Source organism: Iodidimonas muriae, from assembly GCF_014647255.1.
GTDB classification, from domain to species: Bacteria; Pseudomonadota; Alphaproteobacteria; order Sphingomonadales; family Rhodothalassiaceae; genus Iodidimonas; species Iodidimonas muriae.
In genome coordinates, this window is record NZ_BMOV01000014.1 from 1 (window position 1) to 20,280 (window position 20,280).

22 protein-coding genes are annotated in these 20,280 nt (G+C 56.0%); 6 read left to right on the forward strand and 16 right to left on the reverse strand.

Annotated elements, in window-relative coordinates; all coding sequences use genetic code 11:
* Positions 1-168: 168 nt before the first annotated feature.
* Positions 169-900, reverse strand: coding sequence for a ZIP family metal transporter (locus tag IEX96_RS13370; RefSeq protein WP_150006338.1), 732 nt, complete (start codon positions 898-900; stop codon positions 169-171).
* A 195-nt stretch (positions 901-1,095) separates the two neighbouring features.
* Between IEX96_RS13370 and IEX96_RS13375 the strand changes: the two genes are divergently transcribed.
* From IEX96_RS13375 to IEX96_RS13390, 5 genes are all read left to right on the forward strand, one after another.
* Positions 1,096-1,647: a hypothetical protein gene (locus tag IEX96_RS13375; protein ID WP_150006337.1), complete on the forward strand. Its 552-nt coding sequence runs from the start codon at positions 1,096-1,098 to the stop codon at positions 1,645-1,647.
* Between the two features lie 39 nt (positions 1,648-1,686).
* On the forward strand, positions 1,687-1,809 hold the full coding sequence (locus tag IEX96_RS14230; protein WP_268238517.1) for a hypothetical protein: 123 nt from the start codon (positions 1,687-1,689) through the stop codon (positions 1,807-1,809).
* A gap of 54 nt (positions 1,810-1,863) precedes the next feature.
* Complete coding sequence (locus IEX96_RS13380) at positions 1,864-2,268, forward strand: ferritin-like domain-containing protein (RefSeq protein WP_150006336.1); 405 nt, start codon at positions 1,864-1,866, stop codon at positions 2,266-2,268.
* A 272-nt stretch (positions 2,269-2,540) separates the two neighbouring features.
* Positions 2,541-4,367 carry an ATP-binding cassette domain-containing protein gene (locus IEX96_RS13385; protein ID WP_150006335.1) on the forward strand — a complete coding sequence of 609 codons (1,827 nt, stop codon included), beginning with the start codon at positions 2,541-2,543 and terminating at the stop codon, positions 4,365-4,367.
* Complete coding sequence (locus IEX96_RS13390) at positions 4,367-5,455, forward strand: Kelch repeat-containing protein (protein WP_373293773.1); 1,089 nt, start codon at positions 4,367-4,369, stop codon at positions 5,453-5,455. The genes IEX96_RS13385 and IEX96_RS13390 overlap by 1 nt, the downstream gene beginning before the upstream one ends.
* Before the next feature lie 17 nt (positions 5,456-5,472).
* On the opposite strand, the gene IEX96_RS13395 is transcribed toward IEX96_RS13390, so the two are convergent.
* The 3 genes from IEX96_RS13395 to yaaA form a co-directional block, all read right to left on the reverse strand.
* Complete coding sequence (locus IEX96_RS13395; RefSeq protein ID WP_150006332.1) at positions 5,473-6,252, reverse strand: RES family NAD+ phosphorylase; 780 nt, start codon at positions 6,250-6,252, stop codon at positions 5,473-5,475.
* A complete protein-coding gene (locus tag IEX96_RS13400) occupies positions 6,212-6,589 on the reverse strand; it encodes an MbcA/ParS/Xre antitoxin family protein (protein WP_188874111.1) in 378 nt (125 codons plus the stop codon). The genes IEX96_RS13395 and IEX96_RS13400 overlap by 41 nt, the downstream gene beginning before the upstream one ends.
* Before the next feature lie 66 nt (positions 6,590-6,655).
* Entirely contained in the window at positions 6,656-7,438 is a 783-nt protein-coding gene (gene yaaA, locus IEX96_RS13405; RefSeq protein ID WP_150006330.1) for a peroxide stress protein YaaA, read from the reverse strand.
* Positions 7,439-7,601: 163 nt separating this feature from the next.
* Between yaaA and IEX96_RS13410 the strand changes: the two genes are divergently transcribed.
* The gene (locus IEX96_RS13410) at positions 7,602-8,891 is read left to right on the forward strand and encodes a cystathionine gamma-synthase family protein (protein WP_188874113.1); all 1,290 of its coding nucleotides are present in this window, start codon (positions 7,602-7,604) and stop codon (positions 8,889-8,891) included.
* Positions 8,892-8,905: 14 nt separating this feature from the next.
* Here IEX96_RS13410 and IEX96_RS13415 read toward each other — a convergent pair whose 3' ends face one another.
* The 12 genes from IEX96_RS13415 to secY all read right to left on the reverse strand — a co-directional run bounded on the left by IEX96_RS13415 (position 8,906) and on the right by secY (position 20,261).
* Positions 8,906-10,729 (reverse strand): DUF885 domain-containing protein, encoded by a 1,824-nt coding sequence (locus IEX96_RS13415; protein WP_229773756.1) that lies wholly within the window; start codon positions 10,727-10,729, stop codon positions 8,906-8,908.
* Positions 10,730-10,780: 51 nt separating this feature from the next.
* Positions 10,781-11,482 carry an ATP12 family chaperone protein gene (locus tag IEX96_RS13420; protein ID WP_150006329.1) on the reverse strand — a complete coding sequence of 234 codons (702 nt, stop codon included), beginning with the start codon at positions 11,480-11,482 and terminating at the stop codon, positions 10,781-10,783.
* Positions 11,483-11,497: 15 nt separating this feature from the next.
* Positions 11,498-11,905, reverse strand: coding sequence for a hypothetical protein (locus tag IEX96_RS13425; RefSeq protein ID WP_150006328.1), 408 nt, complete (start codon positions 11,903-11,905; stop codon positions 11,498-11,500).
* Complete coding sequence (locus IEX96_RS13430) at positions 11,902-12,615, reverse strand: HAD-IA family hydrolase (protein ID WP_188874115.1); 714 nt, start codon at positions 12,613-12,615, stop codon at positions 11,902-11,904. The genes IEX96_RS13425 and IEX96_RS13430 overlap by 4 nt, the downstream gene beginning before the upstream one ends.
* A gap of 41 nt (positions 12,616-12,656) precedes the next feature.
* A complete protein-coding gene (locus IEX96_RS13435) occupies positions 12,657-14,009 on the reverse strand; it encodes a replication-associated recombination protein A (RefSeq protein ID WP_188874117.1) in 1,353 nt (450 codons plus the stop codon).
* Positions 14,010-14,012: 3 nt separating this feature from the next.
* A complete protein-coding gene (locus IEX96_RS13440; protein ID WP_229773757.1) occupies positions 14,013-15,491 on the reverse strand; it encodes a Do family serine endopeptidase in 1,479 nt (492 codons plus the stop codon).
* 190 nt (positions 15,492-15,681) lie between these two features.
* Entirely contained in the window at positions 15,682-16,104 is a 423-nt protein-coding gene (gene rplQ / locus IEX96_RS13445; RefSeq protein ID WP_150001295.1) for a 50S ribosomal protein L17, read from the reverse strand.
* A gap of 57 nt (positions 16,105-16,161) precedes the next feature.
* Positions 16,162-17,178, reverse strand: coding sequence for a DNA-directed RNA polymerase subunit alpha (locus IEX96_RS13450; protein WP_150006327.1), 1,017 nt, complete (start codon positions 17,176-17,178; stop codon positions 16,162-16,164).
* Positions 17,179-17,285: 107 nt separating this feature from the next.
* Positions 17,286-17,675, reverse strand: coding sequence for a 30S ribosomal protein S11 (rpsK, locus tag IEX96_RS13455; protein ID WP_150001296.1), 390 nt, complete (start codon positions 17,673-17,675; stop codon positions 17,286-17,288).
* Positions 17,676-17,746: 71 nt separating this feature from the next.
* Complete coding sequence (rpsM, locus tag IEX96_RS13460; RefSeq protein ID WP_150001297.1) at positions 17,747-18,115, reverse strand: 30S ribosomal protein S13; 369 nt, start codon at positions 18,113-18,115, stop codon at positions 17,747-17,749.
* A gap of 149 nt (positions 18,116-18,264) precedes the next feature.
* Positions 18,265-18,936, reverse strand: coding sequence for an adenylate kinase (locus tag IEX96_RS13465; RefSeq protein WP_150006326.1), 672 nt, complete (start codon positions 18,934-18,936; stop codon positions 18,265-18,267).
* A complete protein-coding gene (secY, locus tag IEX96_RS13470; protein ID WP_188874121.1) occupies positions 18,933-20,261 on the reverse strand; it encodes a preprotein translocase subunit SecY in 1,329 nt (442 codons plus the stop codon). The genes IEX96_RS13465 and secY overlap by 4 nt, the downstream gene beginning before the upstream one ends.
* Positions 20,262-20,280: the final 19 nt, after the last annotated feature.

A 20,280-nucleotide genomic window follows, 5' to 3' on the forward strand; every position in this document is an offset into this window, starting at 1 on the left:
CCTTTGCCATGGTGAATCACGTATTACAACAAATGGGAATCCCCGAATTTAATAGGTCCTGACCCTAGGTCGCTCGGATGTAAGTCACGAATAACATGAGCCACATGCAGGTCCTTGTCTGAATCATTAAGCGCTTCGCCTCAGACTGACCAGCACCTACGGTCCGGATTATGGCTTACTCAGAATGACAACGACTGCCACCAAAATTCCGCTCCCCAAGGCCACCAGGCTGTACTTCGCCGGTTCTCTCTCCGCTGTCGGCAGGAGGTGTGTTGCGCCGACATAGACCAGTGCGCCAGCCGAGAGTGACAGCAAGGTCCCAAGCAGTGGCATATCAATTCGGCTGACGAGCGGATACGATGCGAGCATGCCGAGCGGCGTCGTCAACGCGGCGGCCAGAAAGGCTGACACGAGTGCGGCTTTCTCGCTGAAGCCGCCACGGATCAACAACAGGTAGGTGACGATCCCCTCGGGAAACTCGTGAAGCACCATTCCGACGGCCGCCAATACACCCGTGAACGTGCTAACGGTGAAGGTTATGGAGTAGATCCCGCCGTCGATGAAGGAATGAAAGCCAATGCCCAGCATCGGGACCAATCCTATGGCGTACTCAGCGGTGGTTGGCCGGTCACACACATATGCAGTGATGAACCGGTTAAAGAAATGCATGAACAGATAGCCGGCAAGCAGGAACATCGGTGCCTGCGGACTCATTTCAAAAGCCTTGGGAATAATATGAAGAAAAGAGACAGAGATCAGGACGCCTGCGGCAAAACAGACAAAGTAGGTGTTATTCCGCCGCCCCCAATCTTCAAACCGGCGAATGACATATATGCCCGTCGACGTTACCAATGCGGCGAGAACACTCGCGAGAAAAGCTGTCCAGAAATGACTTTCCATTGGAACTCCACAGCATGACAAGAGCAGCTAAAGGACACAATATTCTTCAAACATAGAATTCTCAGACCAATGATTCCTAGCTTTATCTTGATATCTTGGCGAGAGTAATACCTCGCCGTATGATGAAAAAAGACTTGAGGCAGGTGCGGTTGTTTGTCGCTTTAAACAAGCGACAGAAAAAGGGAAGAAGAATTCATGATGACTGATGTGAACGAGAAACCGGTTCGCGAAGCGGTCGCCGTGTTCGAGACAGTGGAAACATTGCAAGAAGCCATCGATGATTTGCTGAGTTCAAATTTTGATCGCGCGGAACTGAGTCTCCTTGCGGGGGAGCATGCTGTCGAGGAAAAGCTCGGACATGTTTACAAAAAAATCGAGGAACTTGAAGACGATCCGAATGTTCCCACGGTGGCTTACATATCGACCGAATCAATCGGTGACGCCAAGGGCGCACTGATCGGAGCGCCGATGTATATCGCTGCCTGCACCGCTGCTGGCATAGCGATTGCCGTCGGTGGCCCGCTTGCAGCGGCGATCACTGCGGGCGCGGCTGCCGGTGGAGCCGGAGCGATAATCGGTGGTGTGCTTGCTTCGATCGTTGGCAAACATCATGCTGATTATCTGCACGAGCAACTGGAGCATGGGGGACTGATTCTCTGGGTTCGCACCAAAGACGCTGAACACGAGGAACGGGCGAAGCGTATACTGGCGAAGCACTCGGCCCATGACGTTCACGTCCACGGTTAATCCCGACCTTGGCTGATAACAAACTAGTTCGGCAAGAAGGTGAGTACAGGACTGCATGCACCCCGCGAACGCCTGAGCAAGGAAACGCTCACCATGCATCAGGCGATTGTGCCGCTGATTGAGTGGCTGCGCCGTAACAGTGATGATTTTGTCAGGAATTGAAGGAGTATTTCTTTTTTGAGCGTGACATAGCCATACAGGAAAAAGAGACGAAGCATGAATGAAAAAACGGTAGCCGCTTTGACGGAAGCGCTTGATGACGAATACAAAGCCCGTGCAACCTACCGCAAAGTCATTGAAACATTCGGCCCTATCCGACCCTTCATCAATATTGTTGATGCAGAAGATCGGCACGCCTCGGCATTGCTGCGTCAATTCGAGCGGCTTGGGCTACAACCACCCGAAGACAAATGGACGGGCCGCATAGAGGCCCCCTCTTCAATCACCGCAGCATGCGAGGCCGCCGTCACCGCCGAGATTGAAAATGCGGAAATGTATGACCGCCTTTTGGCCGATCTTGATGATGCAGCGGTCCGCAATGTTTTATTGAATTTGCAGGATGCATCGCAGAATCGCCACCTGCCAGCGTTTCAACGCTGCCTGGAAAGATCAAAAAGATAAGATCAGCCAATCACGTTTCCGCAGAGGTGATACTCGCAGATCACAGCAATGATGCTATCTATTGTGCTGATCGGACCACCTTCGATTAGAAAACCGTCGCCCTATCCTACTAAGCTACGGGCGCATGGCCTTGGAAAGGCGAGGAAATCCTTTGCCCCAAAGGAAGCGGGAATTCAAACCCGCTTGTGCATCCCTTCCAGCCACATCAAAGGGGCCTGTCCCTCCTACGGAGGTCTTGACAAATGGCATAGCTGGCCCCACTTCTCGCCGCCATGGCTCCACCTCCTTTACTCACACTTGCCGGACTTCGCCTCGAACTGGGGGCGCAAACCCTGTTTTCCGGCATTGATCTGGCCATTGGGCCAAGCGACCGGTTGTGTCTGTTGGGGCGCAATGGGGCGGGAAAATCCACGCTTTTAAAGATTATTGCCGGGATCATCGAAGCCGATGGCGGCGAACGATTCGTCCGACCCGGCATATCCATCGCCTATCTACCGCAAGAACCGGATCTGGGCCGCTATGACCGACTATTCGATTATGTGGCGGCGGGCCTGCCCTCATCGGAGGCGGATGCCGCGTTTCGGGTGGAAGCGGCCTTGGCGGAAGTCAATCTGCCCGCCGATGCCAATCCCCGCACCCTTTCAGGGGGAGAGCAGCGCCGTGCCGCCATTGCCCGCGCTTTTCTGGGTGAACCGGATGTGCTGCTTTTGGATGAGCCGACGAACCATCTGGATCTGCCCACCATTGAATGGCTGGAAGGCCGCCTTGCCGCCTTTCGCGGTGCGATCATTGTGATCAGCCATGACCGGGCGTTTCTATCGCGCCTTGCCAGCGCATGTCTGTGGCTTGATCGCGGCGTGGTCAAGCGCCTTGAGCGCGGCTTTGCCGCCTTTGAGGAATGGATAGAGCAAGAATATGCCCGCGATGCCACCGAAACTGCAAAGCTCGACAAACTCATCGCCGAAGAAACCCGTTGGTCCCGCGAGGGGATTTCTGCCCGCCGCACCCGGAATCAGGGGCGTTTGCGGCGTCTTGATAGCCTGCGGCAAGAACGCCGCTCCCGCATTGCTCGCTCTGGCACCGCCGCCCTTGCCGCTGCGGAAGGCAAAACATCGGGCAAGCTGGTGATCGAAGCCAAATCCATCAGCAAATCCTTTGGTGAACGTGTGCTGCTGAGTGATTTCTCTACGCGGATCATGCGTGGCGATAGAATAGGCATCATCGGTCCCAATGGCGCAGGGAAATCCACGCTTTTAAAATTATTGACCGGAGAGGTCGCCCCCGATAGCGGCGTGGTGCGCCTGGGTACCAATCTGGAAATGCTTTTGATCGATCAAAAGCGTGACAGCCTCGACCCCGATCTCTCTTTATGGGAAACCCTGACCGGCGGCAGCGCCGATCAGGTGATGGTGCGCGGCCAGCCCAAGCATGTGGTGGCCTATCTCAAGGATTTTCTGTTCAGCCCGGCGCAAGCCCGCGGCCCGGTACGGGCCTTATCGGGTGGCGAGAAAAACCGGCTGATGCTGGCCCGCGCTTTGGCCAAGCCATCCAATCTGATGATTCTGGATGAGCCGACCAACGATCTGGACATGGAGACGCTTGATCTTTTGCAAGAGGTTTTGTCCGATTATGAAGGCACCATTTTGTTGGTGAGCCATGACCGGGATTTTCTCGACCGCCTTGTTACCAGCACCATTATGTTGGACGGCAATGGTACCGCCACCGAATATGCCGGAGGCTATACAGACAGCCTGCGCCAAGCCGCTCAGGCACCGAAAACGAGCGATCCGCAAAAGCCTTCCATGCGCCTGAACGCAGCCCCCGCATCCAGATCGCCTCAAAAGCCCAAAAATCCAAGCAAGCGCATGAGTTTCAAGCAAAAACACGCTTTGGAACAACTGCCCAAGGAAATGCACGCCCTTGAGCAAGACATTTCTTTACTTGAAAAAGCCATCGCCGACCCGCAAGCCTATAGCCGTGACCCGGACAAATTCATGCTGGCCAGCAAAAAGCTGGATCGCTGCCGGGCGGAGCTGGAAGAAAAGGAAGAGCAATGGCTGGCCCTGGAAATGCTGCGCGAGGAATTGGAAAACGAGTGATGGGCGCCCCCCGCACAGGATTACGCATGGCCGCCCTTGGCGCATTTGTGGCGCTGATTGCCGCCTGTAGCCAAACACCGCCCCAATCCATGCCGCCCCAAAGCCCTTATGCACCAATGCCGCAAGCCCATAGCAACAATGCGGCAGCCAGCCTCGACCATCAGGGAGAGCCGGTTTTATACAGCTTCATGGGCCTGAAAGCCGGGAAGCGCTTTGAGGATCTGTCCACCGCAGCCTTTGCCTATGATGTAACGGCTGATCGCTGGACAAGGCTTGCACCGGTGCCGGTGCCGGAAGGGCGGTTGGCATCCGTTGCAGTTGCCCTTGATGGTGCGATCTATTTATTTGGCGGCTATACGGTGGCCGCGGACGGGCATGAAATATCCACCCCGCACACATTTCGTTACGAACCCGAAACAAATACCTATCACCGGCTTGCCGACATCCCGAAGCCAGTAGATGACAGCATCGCGCTGGCCTATAAAGACCGCTATATCTATCTGGTAAGCGGCTGGCATATGGATGGCAATGTCTCCACGGTGCAAGTGTTCGACACCAAAGAAGGCGTGTGGTTTAACGCCACCGACTTCCCCGGCATTCCGGTTTTTGGCCATGCGGGCGGTCTTGTTGCCGATTATATGCTGGTGATCGACGGGGTGGCGGTTTTGGGAAAGGACCAAGGCAAGCGCCGCTTTGGTGTTGTGGCACAAGCATGGCTGGGGCGCATCAATCCCGATGATCCTTCCGATATTGAATGGCATCAGATCGCGTCCCATGGCGGTGGGCCCCTTTATCGCGCGGCAGGAACAGGGTCCGATGAACGCGGCCTGATCTTGTTCGCCGGTGGATCGAAAACCGCCTATAATTATAACGGCATCGGCTATGATGGCACACCGGCGCAGCCTTCGGCACGGGTCTTTGGCTATGATCCCTTCAACGATCTGTGGATGCGCTATGCTGATAAACCGGTGCCCAGCATGGACCATCGGGCGCTCTTACCCGCCAATGGCGCGTTCTGGACCATCGGTGGCATGACCAGGGATCAACAGGTCAGCCCCCTTGTGGACCGCATAGACGCCAAGGAATAGGCCGTTTCCCCGCTGCTTTAACGAGACGCCACTGGATAAACGCCCAAACGGCCATCATCCATGTCCGCAAGGTCGAAGCTTAGGCTTTTCCGCGGAAAATCCCGTTGTGCCACCGCGTGGCCGGCGCGCAGATGAATGGCCCAGCTTTCCTGTTTGGTGAGATCCGGCTCTTTTTGGGCAAAGGCTTTTGGGCTTAGGACCGCCACCGTTTTCCCTTTTTGTGGATCGCGCACCGATTGCGCCACGATGATCTCGGCGCCCGCCTTACGCGCCGAATCTGCTAATTGCAAGCAAGGCTCATAATCGCGCTTATCAGTCCATAAATCCGCATCTTGAGACAAAGGCGGCACTGTCAGATCAAGTCCCCGCGCGGAGTGAACCGGAACATGAAAGCCTGTGAACAATGCAGGCCGACGCGGCAAAATGGTTTTGGGAGATTCGGCGAAAAACAACATGCGGTAAAAAGCCATTTCCGCCACCGCCGTTTCCACCTTTCGCGCCGCATAAAACACGCCATCCCCCGACCCCTTGCGGCGAAACCGCGTGACGCTGGATGGTTTAGACGCATCATAACGAAAAGGCGTCGCCAACAGATAATGAAGACCGGAACAGCCTACGGGGAGCGGCGGCTTGCTGCCGTCCAGCATATCTTCCAACAGCGCCTGTTCTCCCAGGCTGTCCACCAGCTTCATGGTTGCGGCGCGCGATTGCGCCTCCACCAGCCGCCATATATGCGTAGGATCAAGCCGCAAAAACTCAGACGAGAGCGCGTCGGGCGTCCAGATAATCCGTGACATGCACCAGTCCCCCCACCGTCTGAATCAGGGCAGCGGGCGTCCCCCCCAGAACCGTATTTTCTGACTGCATCCAACTTTTAACAGTGCTTTCTTCGCCGCCTGCAATGGCATCCAAAGAGCGGTAAAGGCGGATTAAAAGCACACCCAACTCATAGGCTTTGGGATTGGCTGTTAAGCTGGCCGACCCTTTCTCAATGCGACGCAAAGTGCTGTCAGACATCCCCATGATCTTTTGCATAGCGGTGCGGCTGATGCCAAGGCGGCGCACCGCGGCAAACAACGCCTTGGAAAGTACAGCCTCGTGCGAGGGGGCGAGCAAGCTATGGGCATGCGGCACGAGCAACCTCCATCAATTGACGCATTTAGGCATTATATACGTCATTTGGTGCAATTTGTCCAGATATCAAGCGGCGCGGCTATCGGGGCGCAAAAATGTCCAGACACGGTCATCAGACAATGTCGGTGCGAATTTGTACCCGTCCACCGCAAATTCTTTCAAATCAGCCGGTTTGGTCAGGCGGTTTTCCGCAATGAAGCGCGCCATCAACCCCCGTGCTTTTTTTGCAAAAAAGCCGATCATCCGCGCCTCGCCATCGCGCATTTCACGGAAATCAAGGGTAATCATCGGGGCGGCCAGCGCTTTTTTATCCACCGCCTTCACATATTCCCGGCTGGCCAGATTAATCAGGCACGATGCTCCCACCTCCTCCATATCAACATTCAGGGCTTGGGCGATTTTGTCTCCCCAGAAGCCATAAAGATCGGCGGCATGGTCCGTTCGGAACCGGGTCCCCATTTCCAGCCGATAGGGCTGCATCAGATCGAATGGCCGCAACAGCCCATAAAGGCCCGATAGAATGCGCAGATGTTTTTGCGCGTGATCGCGTGCGCCATCGTTTAGGCTATCGGCGTCCAGCCCCTGATACACATCGCCACGAAATGCCAGAATCGCCGGTTTCGCATTGGCTTGTGTGAAAGGCGGGGAAAACTGCTGGAAGCGTGCATGTGTAAGCTGCGCCAAGCTGTCGGACAGTTTCATCAACCCTTGCAGGCGGGCGGCCCCCATGTTTTTTCCAACGCAGGCAAGGGCTTTTGCCTCATCCATAAAACGGGGCTGGCTATACCGATCCGTATCCGCCGGTGACTCGGCGTCTAGTTTCTTGGCAGGGGAAAGAACAACAAGCATCGATAAAAGCCCATTTTAAGAAGGAAAACAAAAGCACCGCACCCCTTCATCGCAAGATACGGTCAAACTTGTCAAAACGCATGGCACAGCATCGCAACTGAAGGTATGTAGAGAGCCTGTCAAGCACCGATATCACACAAATACTGGCCAGCAAGGATCAACGATGACCGACCAGAAAAAAAATTTCCGCCGAAGTAAAATCGGCAATCATGTTTTGAAACCGGAAACCCAGATGATGGGCTATGGCTTTGATCCAACCCTATCGGAAGGGTCCTTGAAGCCGCCGGTTTTTCTGACCTCCACCTTCGTTTTTGAATCCGCCGAACATGGCCGCGACTTTTTCGACGTGGTCAGCGGTCGCCGCGATGCCCGCCCCGGCGAAGAAGCCGGGCTGATCTATTCGCGCTTCAACAATCCCGATATGGAAGTGCTGGAAGACCGCTTGGCGCTGTGGGACGATGCAGAAATGGCCATTGTCTATTCTTCAGGCATGGCCGCCATTTATTCCGCCATCATGGCCCATATGAAGCCCGGCGAAGTGCTGATTTATTCACAGCCCATCTATGGTGGCACCGAAACGCTGATGCTGAATGTTTTGCCCAAATGGGGCATCAAAACCGTTGGCTTTGCCGCCAATCGCAGCGTCGAAGCCATCGACGAGGCCTTTGAAAAAGCCGCAGAGCTTGGCCCTATTGGCATGGTACTGGCGGAAACCCCGGCCAACCCCACCAATGGCCTTGTGGATATTGCCTATCTTGCTTCCAAGCTGAAGGATGTGCGCAATTCTTCGGGCGAACGGCCACCTTTGGCGGTGGATAACACCTTCCTTGGGCCGGTATGGCAAAAGCCTTTGGAACATGGCGCCGATATCGTTCTTTATTCCATGACCAAATATATCGGCGGCCATTCCGATCTGGTTGCAGGGGGAGCCACCGGACCCACCGCCTATCTAAAACCCATGAAAGCCCTGCGCGGGGCCATTGGCAACCAGATCGACCCGCATACCTGCTGGATGGTTTTGAGAAGCCTTGAAACCCTGAAGATCCGCATGGAAAAAGCCACCGACAATGCCAAGATCATCGCCGAATATCTGCGCGATCACGACAAGATCGAAAAAGTGCATTATCTGGGCTTTTTAGAACCGGGCAGCGCTGCCCATAAGGTGTATTCCCGCCAGTGCCTTGCCCCCGGCTCGACCTTTGCTTTCGATGTAAAGGGCGGCCAGGCAGGGGCCTTCCGCTTCCTGAATGCCTTGACCGTCTTGAAACTGGCGGTCAGCCTTGGCGGCACGGAAACGCTGATCAGCCACCCGGCATCCACCACCCATTCCGGGGTCCCCAAAGAACTGCGCGATATTGCCGGCGTCTCCGATGCCCTATGCCGCGTTTCGGTGGGCATCGAGAATGCTTCCGATCTGATCGCCGATCTGGAACAGGCGCTGGGAAAAGTCTGACCCAGCACCCCTGTTTACTGTGAACGCAATGATGCGGCGGCCCCGGACCCGGTCTGTGTGGCCGCCGTTTCACGTTCTATATACCGGTCGATCATCTGCTCCAGAATGGGCAAAGGCAGAGAGCCGTTTTCCAGAACCGCATCATGGAAAGCGCGGATATCGAACCGGTCCCCCAAGGCTTTTTCGGCGCGCGCCCGCAGCTCCAGAAGTTTCAATTCGCCCATTTTATAGCCCAAAGCCTGCCCCGGCCACGAGATATAGCGATCCACTTCCGTATTAATATTGTGCAAGGACAAGGCGGAATTCTCGGTGAAAAAGGCCACCGCTTCGTCGCGGCTCCAGCCCATGGCGTGAATCCCTGTATCCACCACCAAGCGCCCGGCGCGCCACATTTCATAGGTGAGCCGCCCAAACTGCTCATAAGGGGTTTCATAGATCCCCATTTCCACCCCGAGTTTTTCCGTATAAAGGCCCCATCCTTCCCCGAAGGCCGTCACATACATGGCCCGGCGAAACTCCGGCACATCCTTGATTTCCCGCGCAAGAGCGATTTGCAGATGATGGCCCGGCACCGCCTCATGCAAGGTGAGCGACGGCAGGCTGTATAAGGGGCGCTTATCAAGGGCATGGGTGTTGACCATATAAAGCCCACCGCGCACGCCATCCACCGGCCCCCAATAACGCCCGGTGGTATAATTCGGGGCAATTGCATCGGGCACGGCCCGCACCCCATAAGGCATCCGCGGCAATGTCTTGAAAAAGGCGGGGAGTTTTTCATCGGCCTGCTTGGCGATCCAGGCCGCCCGGTTCAAAAGCTCTTGCCCGGTTTTGGCGTAAAATTGCGGATCGGTGCGCAGAAACTCCAAAAAGTCGGCGAAGCTGCCCTCAAATCCCAAGCCGTCAATAATGGCTTCCATCTCTGATTTGATCCGCGCGACCTCTGACAAGCCGATGCGGTGGATCTCTTGGGCGGAAAGATCCAAAGTGGTATATTGCCGGATCAGCATGGCGTAATAGGCATCGCCATCGGGCAATGAGGTTACCCCCAATGTGTCCCGCGCGGCGGGCATATAATCTTCGGTGAAAAACGCATAAAGCCCGCGCCAGGCAGGCAACAGCCGCTGGTTCAGCACATCCATCGCGGCCTTTTGCAAACGCGCCCGATCTGTCTCCGGAATGCTTTCGGGCATCGTGTCAAAAGGCGCGTAAAAAGCACTGTCTACAGCACGGTCCACCGCCAGCGCCTTGAAGCTGGGGGCCACTTTTTCCAGAATGGCGCGCGGCATGGTGAAGCCGGTCTCCAACCCCGCCCGCATATTGGCAATATTTTGGGCCACATAACCATCCAGCTTGGAAAGCCGCGCCAGATAGTCTTCATAATGCTTGATGGTTTTAAAAGGGATTGCCTCGATCGCCATGGTGGCGCTGGTATGAAAGCCACTGTCAGAAACAAAGGGAATACGCCAAGGCTCATAGGCCCTTTCGGCCAGTCGTTCTTCCAAAACAGCGCCGAACAAATCCGCGTTCAAGCGGTCTGAAACCGTAAGCCCGGCACGATCAATGACAGAAAGGCGCTCAAGAAAAGCCTGATCTTCACGCTGGAAACGCTGTTGCGCCTCCGCCGAGGCATCGGGCACCAGAGCATCATAGTCACGCAGGCCGCGTTGGCTTGCCCAGAAGGGATGTCGGTCCATGCGCGCCTGCCATTCATCGGCAAACAGCTTTTCCAGCGCCGCATCCGGTGCCATCCCAGCGGCATCTTTATCTTGATCGGGGCTGTGCGCCAAAGCGGATATTGGCAGAAGAAACACAGCGATCAAGGCACATAAACGGAACATCCAATCCCCCTTGGCTTCATAACATCCCAAGCGGCAAGGATGGCATATCCTTTAGATCAGGGAAAGCCAGCGGTCCAAATCTGTCAATTCGGCATGCACCTGATCGCGCCGTTTTTTCGCCTCCGCATCTTCGCCCCAGCGGGATATCTGGAAATCTTCGTCCACCATCGCCGCAGCCCACAAGCCCGCATGGTCAAGCGCACCCGCCAGATAAGAAAGTGCCAGCACCACCGATCCCGTCACGGTCGTGGCGTTGTGCAAGGCCATCAGGCGCATATCATCAAAAGACGCCACAACAGCCCGCAAAGCCGCCAAGGCATCAGGTTTTTGAGAAATCGGGCTGACCCCAATGGTGGTGGCAAGGCGAATGCCGTGGGTACGGTCCAGCCACTCCAATGGCGGGGTCCAGTGCTGTTCTTGCAACGCCACCAGCGTGTCGGGCGCATCGGCGCGATAACACAGCAAATCGGTGGCACCATAGGCGCTCACCTCATCGATCACCGGCTCTCGACGCATTCCCACCCGATCGATGGCGCTATTGAGAAACTGCGTCATGGGCATGGTCGCCAGATCGATCTTGTCGCCCTGCGCCTCCCATTCACCTTGAATCGCCTGCACCAGCGCCTTGGTTGGCGCCCGAAGCGGTTGCTTGAGTGGCGTTTTTACCAAGCGGCCATCCAAAGCGATGCCGAAGCCTTCCCCCTCCCCTGTATCTGCTGGCACAGAGGTCGCGGCTTTATAAAATCGTTTCATGGTCACATATCTGCTTCAGGATTTTGGATTATCGTCTTTATGGGCATAATGGCGACGCGCCTGACGCTGGAGTTTGCGCTTTGTGGCAAAACGTTTTTCATCCAGCCCGCTTTCCGCGTGATAGCCAAACAGCCCCAAATGCCTCAAAGGCACAGCAAAGGCATCACGCAAATACTGGAAGCGCCGGGCAAAGGCGGCCCCCATCCGTTTGTTGGAAAAGCAAAACAGCATCAATAAGGCCGCAGCCACCAAAAGCGTCAGAAAAAGCGCCATCACCGTGTAAAGCGCCGTGAGCACCTGCGAACTGCCGACATATTCCATGGAATCCATCAACAGATAAACCAGCAGCGCAAAGGTCAGAAACAGCCCGGCAAGCTGCAAAAACCCATAACGGTTGGGCGGCATTTTCGGTTCATGGCTCATGGCACTGTCCGTTTCGACATAATGGCGGGAACGCCGGCATAAAGGCCCGTGATAACAGACGGCAATTGCCCGGCCTCATCGGCAATGATATGGGCGCCCGCGGCTTCAAGATCTTCCGGTGCATGATAGCCCCAACTTACCCCCAAGCCTATAGCCCCGGCATTCTTCGCCATCAGCATATCATAGCTGGTATCGCCAATCAGAATGGTTTGTTCTGCCTTGGCTCCGGCTTCCCTTATGGCCGCTTCCAGCATGGCCGGATGCGGCTTGGACGGGTGCAAGTCGGCCGTTTGCAGGCTGATGAAATGGTCGGACAAGCCATGATGCTCAAGAATAGACACCAGACCACGCATGGATTTTCCCGTAGCAATCCCCATCAAAACCCCCGCCTCTCCCAGCGCGATAAGGGTGTCTTCAATACCGGGATAAAGCGGCTCATGACGGTGACCATGGCTATGGCGCAAATCAATGAAGGCATTTTTATAAGAATCCGCCAAAGCCGGGACAATGCCTTGGTCCAAAGGCAGGCGATCATCCCCCAACAAGGCATGGACGGCTTGGGGCAAAGACAGGCCAACAATACGCCGGATCGCCTCATCCGCAGGCGGCGACAGACTTTGGGCCGCAAAGGCCGCACGCATGGCCGCCAAAATTACCGATTGGCTATCCACCAAGGTGCCATCGCAATCAAATACAACAAGCTGTGTCATGGCATGGATATAAGCATTTCCGCCAAGAAACGAAAGCCCGCTTAATCGCCCGCTTCACCGCGACCCGCGGCCTCGGCGCGCAGCCGCGCCCAATAGGCCAGTCTTTTTGTGATGTCCCGTTCAAAGCCGCGCTCTTTCGGATTGTAAAACGCACGCCGCCCCATATCTTGGGGAAAATAATCCTGCCCGGAAAACCCGTCTTCCGTATCATGGTCATAGGCATAGCCAGCGCCATAACCCAGTTCCTTCATCATCCGCGTCGGGGCATTCAGGATATGGGCGGGGGGCATCAAAGAGCCGGTTTCCCGTGCCGCTTTCGTGGCGGTGTTATAGGCTTTATAGGCCGCATTGGATTTGGGGGCCGTCGCCAGATAAAGGGCTGCTTGGGCAATGGCCAGTTCCCCCTCCGGACTGCCTAGAAACTGATAGGCATCCTTCGCCGCCAAAGCCTGCACCAAAGCCTGGGGATCGGCCAGTCCCACATCCTCGCTGGCAAAACGCACCAGCCTGCGCAAAATGAACTTTGGATCTTCCCCACCCACAAGCGCACGCGCCAACCAATAAAGCGCCGCATCGGCATCGGATCCGCGCAAGGATTTATGAAGGGCAGAAGCCAGATTATAATGGCCTTCGCGATCCTTGTCATGGGCAGGGGCGCGGCGCTGCAACAACCGCGCCAACCCCGCTTCATCCACAGGCTCATCGCCCGCCAGATCAAAAAGCGCTTCCGCACAATTAAGCAAATACCGGCCATCCCCATCGGCCATGGCCAGCAAAGCCGCACGGGCCCCGTCCCGAACCGGAAGGGGGCGCTCCATCAGTTGCTCGGCGCGAACCAAAAGCGCGTCCAGGGCAGCCGCATCCAGACGGTGCAATACCAGAACCTGCATCCGCGACAGCAAGGCACCATTGATCTCGAATGACGGATTTTCGGTGGTGGCCCCCACCAAGGTGATGGTGCCATCTTCCACATGGGGCAGGAAACTGTCTTGCTGGGATCGGTTGAAACGATGGATTTCATCGACAAACAACAAGGTGCTGCGTCCGGCGCGTTTCTGCAGCGATGCTGTTTCGAAAATTTTCTTCAGATCGGCAACGCCGGACAGGATCGCCGAGATTTGCACGAAGGCAAAACCACCCACATCGGCCAATAAACGGGCAATGGTGGTTTTCCCGGTCCCCGGCGGCCCCCACAAAATAAGGGACGATACCTTTCCCAAGGCCACCATCCGCCCCAAAGGCGCGTCTTGGGACAGCAAATGATCTTGCCCCATCACCTCGTTCAGATGGCGCGGGCGTAAACGGTCCGCCAAGGGGCGATGCACATCCCCATCCTCGTCCTGCAGGCCGGATGCCCCCTCCCCTAGAGGAGGCGTGCCGAACAAATCACTCACGGCTCATCCTGACACGCGGCACTCCACCGCGCCATTTTTCGCCACAGCACAATCCAGCAACCGGCCCGACCGGCGCACCCGATAGACCCAGTTTTCCCATGGTCTTTCGGTGATGGCCAACAGATCATCCACCGATGCCACCGGCTCATTTTGCACATTCAAGATGATGTCGCCCGGACGCACAAAGCCAAAGCGGCCCGCCGGGCTGCGGCGTGAAACCTCCAGCGTCACAACGCCGGTCCGCATAGGATCAACCCCCAGTTCCTCGGCAAAGCGTGGCGATAAATTGCCCACTGTAATGCCTTGAAACGGATGCCGCCCATCAAGCCGGGTGATCTGCCGCTCGGGAACTTCCGGCAGCAAGGCCAATTCCACATCCCATACCGACCGTTCGCCATCGCGCAGGACCAGCAATTGCACATGATCGCCCGCTTCACGGGTGGCCGTGCGGAACCGCAAGCCCCGCTCGTCAACCACATCCTCGCCGTCGATCCCCAAAATCACATCGCCCGGTTCCAGCCCGCTCAAAGCGGCCGGACCGCCCTCATAAAGATCGCTGATCATCACCCCGCCGGGCCGATCCAGACCCACAGCACGGGCGATGTCAGAGGTCACCGGCTGACCGGCAATGCCAAGCCATGGCCGGATGATTTCCCCTTCATCCAAAGCGGCGCGCAGAACCGATCGCACCATGGATGCCGGAATGGCAAAACCGATGCCGCTGGTATCCCCCGTGCGCGAAAAAATTGCCGTGTTGATCCCCACGAGATCGCCGGTCAAAGCCACCAGCGCCCCCCCGGAATTGCCCGGATTCACCGCCGCATCGGTTTGCAGGAAAAAGCCGAAATCGCTCACCCCCACCTGTGTCCGGGCCGTTGCCGACACAATGCCAGAGGTCACGGTCTGGCCGATGCCAAAGGGATTGCCAATGGCCAGAACAATATCCCCCACTTCCATCTGGTCGACGTCTGCCAAGCGTGCCACCGGCAAGTCTTCTTCTCCAGCATCGATGCGCAAAATCGCCAGATCGGTGCGGGCATCCGCCAAAATCACCTCGGCGTCATATTCACGGCGATCCGCCAGAACCACTTTGATGGTATCCGCCTCGCCAATCACATGATTATTGGTAACCACGACCCCGTCGGCGCGCACGATCACGCCAGAGCCCAAAGACCGCTCCACCCGTTCACGCGGGGCACCGAAAGAGAAATTATCTCCCATGAACCGCCGGAAAAACGAATCGCTAAACACCGACTGACGGGCCGCCACTTTGCGCGCGGTGTAGATATTCACCACGGCCGGCGCCACCTCTTTCACCACAGGGGCATAAGAGAGCAGCACCTCATTAGAGGCTGTCGGCACCCGGCGCACCAGAGACGTTCCTTCCCGTCCGGTATCGCCATCTTCTTGTGCCACCACCCCGATAGAGGCACCCAAGACACCCAGAACCAGAAAGCTCAGGCAAAAGCGAACACGCATCATCGCTGTCATCATTTCAGACCTTTACTGATCGGACACTGATAGTCTTTTACCACTGGCGAGCATGGGAGCAACCATTCAGGCAGCAAAAAGCCCTCTCCACCAGGGAAAGGGCTGTTTGTTTTGTGCCAATTTCATAACCGAACCCGATCACGCATCCGCGCTGTCCGGCCAAAAATATAGCTTATTAAGCTCAGGCTGCGTCTTCAACCGCATCAGCGAATTCAACCGGTCCAGAATCCTGCCCTTTGGCGTCTTCATTGCGGTCCACAAGCTCGATAATTGCGATGGGGGCATTGTCGCCCTTACGGAAACCAGCTTTCAAGACCCGCACATAACCGCCGGGACGATCAGCATAGCGTGTGGCAAATTCGGAAAAGATCTTTTCCACCAAGGTCTCATTTTGCAATTGAGCAATGGCCCGGCGCCGATTGGCAAGACCACCCTTTTTCCCCAGCGTGATAAGCTTTTCCAGCACAGGCCGAAGCTCTTTTGCTTTGGGAAGCGTGGTGATGATCTGTTCGTGCTTAACAAGAGCCTGCGACATGTTCATGAACATGGCGCGGCGGTGGGACGAGGTCCGCCCGAGCTTACGTCCGGCGTTACGATGCCGCATTTCTCTCTCCTTGAACGCCTGCCGTCCGGGCCCTCACGGGCGCGGGACGCGGCAAGATCAGTATTCGTTTTCCAGCTTTTTGGCCAGGTCTTCAATATTCTCGGGCGGCCAACCAGGCAATTCCATGCCCAGCTTCAAGCCCATTTGGGTCAACACTTCCTTGATTTCATTCAAGGATTTGCGCCCAAAATTCGGGGTCCGAAGCATTTCTGCTTCTGTCTTTTGCACAAGATCGCCAATATAGACGATATTGTCGTTCTTCAGGCAATTGGCAGACCGCACAGACAGTTCCAGCTCGTCCACCTTGCGCAAGAAATTGCGGTTAAACAGCGGCTCTTCTTCTTCGCGGCGCTCTTCCACCTGACGCGGCTCTTCAAAATTGATGAAGAGTTGCAACTGGTCTTGAAGAATACGCGCGGCAAAGGCCACAGCATCTTCCGGCGTCACCGTGCCATCAGTTTCCACTTCCATGACAAGTTTGTCATAGTCAAGGATCTGACCTTCGCGGGTGTTCTCCACCTTATAGGCAACGCGCTTGACCGGCGAAAACAAGGCATCGATGGGGATCAAGCCAATGGGCGCATCTTCAGGCCGGTTCCGATCCGCAGGCACATAGCCTTTGCCCGATTCGACCGTAAATTCCATATTCAGGGTCGCACCCTCATCAAGGGTGCAGATCACCAGATCCTTGTCGAGAATCTCCACCTCGGATACTTCCGAGATCTGCCCCGCTTTCACTTCGCCCGGCCCCGTAGCCGTCAGGTGCAACCGCTTGGGCTGATCCGCATACATGCTGATGGGAAGCTGTTTCACGTTCAAAACGATGTCGGTTACGTCTTCGCGCACGCCGGGGATCGAGGAGAATTCGTGCAACACGCCTTCAATCTGGATGCTGGTAACAGCACCGCCCTGAAGCGACGACAACAAAACGCGACGCAAGGCGTTGCCCAATGTCATACCAAAGCCACGCTCAAGCGGCTCTGCCACCACTTTAGCCCGGCGCTTTGGATCCGCACCAGGTGTGATCTCGAGCGCGCTCGGCTTGATCAGTTCATGCCAGTTCTTCTGAATCACGCTATCATCCTCGCCCTTGCAACAGGCCATATTCAAGACGCTTTGTGCGCCAGTCGCGACACGGCCCCATCCACAAAGGACACGACCGGGTCACATGAGAACCAAAATCAGACGCGGCGACGCTTGGGCGGCCGGCATCCGTTATGCGGGATCGGGGTCACATCACGGATCGCCGTGATGGTGAAACCGATGGCCTGCAAAGCACGCAGAGCCGATTCGCGTCCCGAGCCGGGGCCTTTCACTTCAACCTCAACCGTGTTCATACCGTGGTCAGCGGCCTTCTTGCCAGCATCTTCCGCAGCAATTTGCGCGGCATAAGGCGTGGATTTACGGGAGCCTTTAAAGCCCATCATCCCGGCGCTGGACCAGGAAATCACATTGCCCTGGGCATCGGTGATGCTGATCATGGTGTTGTTGAACGACGCGTTCACATGAACAACACCACTGGTGATGTTCTTGCGCTCGCGGCGTTTCACTCTGCTTGGTTCTTTCGCCATTGTCTCATCCGTCCTTCAGCGATACGGGGCAATTCCATAGACCCGAAAATTCTCACGGGTCAGAATTGCGATTATTTCTTTTTACCGGCGATGGGCTTGGCTTTGCCCTTGCGGGTGCGCGCATTGGTATGCGTACGCTGACCGCGAACCGGCAAACCACGACGATGCCGCAGACCACGATAGGTGGCCAGGTCCATCAGCCGCTTGATATTCATTGCCACTTCACGGCGCAGATCGCCTTCAACGACAAAATCACTGTCGATCAGTTCGCGAATCTGGATCACTTCCGCATCGGTCAGATCCTGCACGCGACGCTCTGCCGGAAAGCCCAGTTTTTCACAGATCTCAGTGGCCTTTGTGCGACCGATGCCGTGAATATAGGTCAAGGCAATCTCGACCCGTTTGTTCGTTGGAATGTTAACGCCTGCAATACGCGCCACGACTTAACTCCTCGTCACCGCCATAAACGGTCTGTTTTTCGAATCATCCGCCCGCCGAAGCGCGCGATTATATGAATCGGCCAGCACTAGTCAACCATGCCGATTCCATGAAAGCCCGAAACCCTTCAGGTCTATCCGCCCCGAATACCTCAACAATCGTTCGGCGAGGCGGAGTCGACATCAAGAGCTGCGTCGATTTCTTGCGCAACCTTATCAATCGGCTGCTCCCCGTTTACCTGAAGAAGGACCCCCTTCGCCCGGTAATAGGGTAGAAGAGGCTCGGTCTGTGCCTTATAGGCATCCAGCCGGGCCTGCACCGTTTCGGCATTATCGTCGGCGCGGCGTACGAACTCCTTAGAGCCGCATTTGTCGCACACACCGTCAACAGCCGTTTTTTTAAACTTATCGTGATAGCCTTCACCGCAAGCGGCACAGGCATAGCGTCCAGAGACGCGATCCACCAGAATATGATCGGGGACCGTCACTTCCACAACCGCATCCAGCTTGCGCCCGATATCGGCCAACATAACATCCAGCGCCTCAGCCTGTGCGACAGTCCGGGGGAAGCCGTCAAGCAAAAAACCGTTTGCGCAATCTTTTTCCTGAATCCGGTCGGCAATGATCTGCACAACGATGTCGTCACTGACCAATTGGCCTTGGTCCATTGCCTGCTTGGCCAACAAACCGACACGTGATTCGGCTTTCACCGCCGCCCGCAACATATCACCGGTGCTCAATTGAACAAGACCGCGTTCTGTTTGCAAACGCTGGGCCTGTGTTCCTTTGCCTGCACCGGGTGGTCCAAGAAGGATAACAATCATCGACGCCCCCCTTTGAGTTTCGCTTTCTTGATCAACCCTTCATATTGATGGGCCATCAGATGCGAATGGATTTGTCCCACAGTATCCATGGTAACGCTTACCACAATAAGCAAGCTGGTGCCGCCAAGATAGAACGGTATGGAATATTGCGAGATCAAAATTTCGGGGATCACACAGACAATCGCCAGATAAATCGAGCCGATGACCGTCAGACGGGTCAGGACAAAGTCCAGATATTCCGCCGTGCGCTTACCGGGACGAATACCGGGAACAAAGCCGCCATGCTTTTTCAGATTGTCGGCTGTTTCTTCCGGATTGAAAACGATGGCCGTGTAGAAAAAGGCGAAGAAGATGATACCAGCAGTATAGAACGCGATATAGAGCGGCTGTCCATGCCCCAAAAGCGCTGTCACCGTCGTCATCCAGGCCGGTCCACCTTCAGCGGAGAACCCGGCAATGGTCATGGGCAGCAACAGCAAGGAGCTGGCAAAGATCGGCGGGATAACCCCCGCAGTATTGAGCTTCATGGGCAAATGGGAGGTATCGCCTTGGAACATGCGATTGCCCATTTGACGCTTGGGATATTGCACGATCACCCGCCGTTGGGCGCGTTCCATGAAAACAATGCCATAGATCAGCGCAACCACGCCGATCAGCAACAGCACGATCGCCGCCGGAGATAACAATCCTTGCTCGCCAAGCGACAAAGCCTGGCCAAGAGCGCGGGGCAGTTCAGCGACAATCCCGGCAAAGATAATCAGGGAAATACCATTGCCAACACCGCGTGCCGTGATCTGTTCCCCCAGCCACATCAAGAACATGGTGCCGCCCACCAGCGTAATCACCGTGGCCAGACGGAAGAACATCCCCGGGTCCAGCACCACATTCTGGGCTTCCAGTGCCATGGCAAGGCCATATCCTTGCACGGCCGTCAGCGCCACTGTGCCGAATCGGGTATATTGGTTGATCTTCTTGCGGCCTGCCTCGCCCTCTTTTTTCAACTGCGCCATGCTCGGCGACATAGAGGTGAGAAGCTGCATGATGATCGATGCCGAAATATACGGCATGATATTCAGCGCAACGATAGACATGCGCTGCAGGGCTCCGCCGGAAAACATGTTGAACATGTCCAGCATGCCGCCTTGCGTGCGTTGGAAGAACTGCCCAAGTGCCACAGGGTCGATACCCGGCAACGGCACATAGGTCAGCAGCCGATAGACAATCAACGCGCCCAAGGTGAACCACAGGCGCTTTTTAAGTTCTTCCGCTTTTGCGAAAGATCTGAAATTCAGATTTGCAGCTAATTGCTCAGCGGCGGATGCCATCTGCGTCTCCGACTACACG

Bases quoted from the DNA above. Each gene is read 5' to 3' on its own strand.
- IEX96_RS13395 (WP_150006332.1), bottom strand. From the start codon at position 6,252: ATGTCACGGATTATCTGGACGCCCGACGCGCTCTCGTCTGAGTTTTTG.
- secY (WP_188874121.1), bottom strand. From the start codon at position 20,261: ATGGCATCCGCCGCTGAGCAATTAGCTGCAAATCTGAATTTCAGATCT.
- rplQ (WP_150001295.1), bottom strand. From the start codon at position 16,104: ATGCGGCATCGTAACGCCGGACGTAAGCTCGGGCGGACCTCGTCCCAC.
- IEX96_RS13415 (WP_229773756.1), bottom strand. From the start codon at position 10,729: ATGTTCCGTTTATGTGCCTTGATCGCTGTGTTTCTTCTGCCAATATCC.
- IEX96_RS13430 (WP_188874115.1), bottom strand. From the start codon at position 12,615: ATGACACAGCTTGTTGTATTTGATTGCGATGGCACCTTGGTGGATAGC.
- rpsK (WP_150001296.1), bottom strand. From the start codon at position 17,675: ATGGCGAAAGAACCAAGCAGAGTGAAACGCCGCGAGCGCAAGAACATC.
- IEX96_RS13370 (WP_150006338.1), bottom strand. From the start codon at position 900: ATGGAAAGTCATTTCTGGACAGCTTTTCTCGCGAGTGTTCTCGCCGCA.
- IEX96_RS13440 (WP_229773757.1), bottom strand. From the start codon at position 15,491: ATGATGCGTGTTCGCTTTTGCCTGAGCTTTCTGGTTCTGGGTGTCTTG.
- IEX96_RS13465 (WP_150006326.1), bottom strand. From the start codon at position 18,936: ATGATTGTTATCCTTCTTGGACCACCCGGTGCAGGCAAAGGAACACAG.
- IEX96_RS13375 (WP_150006337.1), top strand. From the start codon at position 1,096: ATGATGACTGATGTGAACGAGAAACCGGTTCGCGAAGCGGTCGCCGTG.
- IEX96_RS13410 (WP_188874113.1), top strand. From the start codon at position 7,602: ATGACCGACCAGAAAAAAAATTTCCGCCGAAGTAAAATCGGCAATCAT.
- IEX96_RS13385 (WP_150006335.1), top strand. From the start codon at position 2,541: ATGGCTCCACCTCCTTTACTCACACTTGCCGGACTTCGCCTCGAACTG.
- IEX96_RS13390 (WP_373293773.1), top strand. From the start codon at position 4,367: ATGGGCGCCCCCCGCACAGGATTACGCATGGCCGCCCTTGGCGCATTT.
- IEX96_RS13420 (WP_150006329.1), bottom strand. From the start codon at position 11,482: ATGAAACGATTTTATAAAGCCGCGACCTCTGTGCCAGCAGATACAGGG.
- IEX96_RS13425 (WP_150006328.1), bottom strand. From the start codon at position 11,905: ATGAGCCATGAACCGAAAATGCCGCCCAACCGTTATGGGTTTTTGCAG.
- yaaA (WP_150006330.1), bottom strand. From the start codon at position 7,438: ATGCTTGTTGTTCTTTCCCCTGCCAAGAAACTAGACGCCGAGTCACCG.
- IEX96_RS13380 (WP_150006336.1), top strand. From the start codon at position 1,864: ATGAATGAAAAAACGGTAGCCGCTTTGACGGAAGCGCTTGATGACGAA.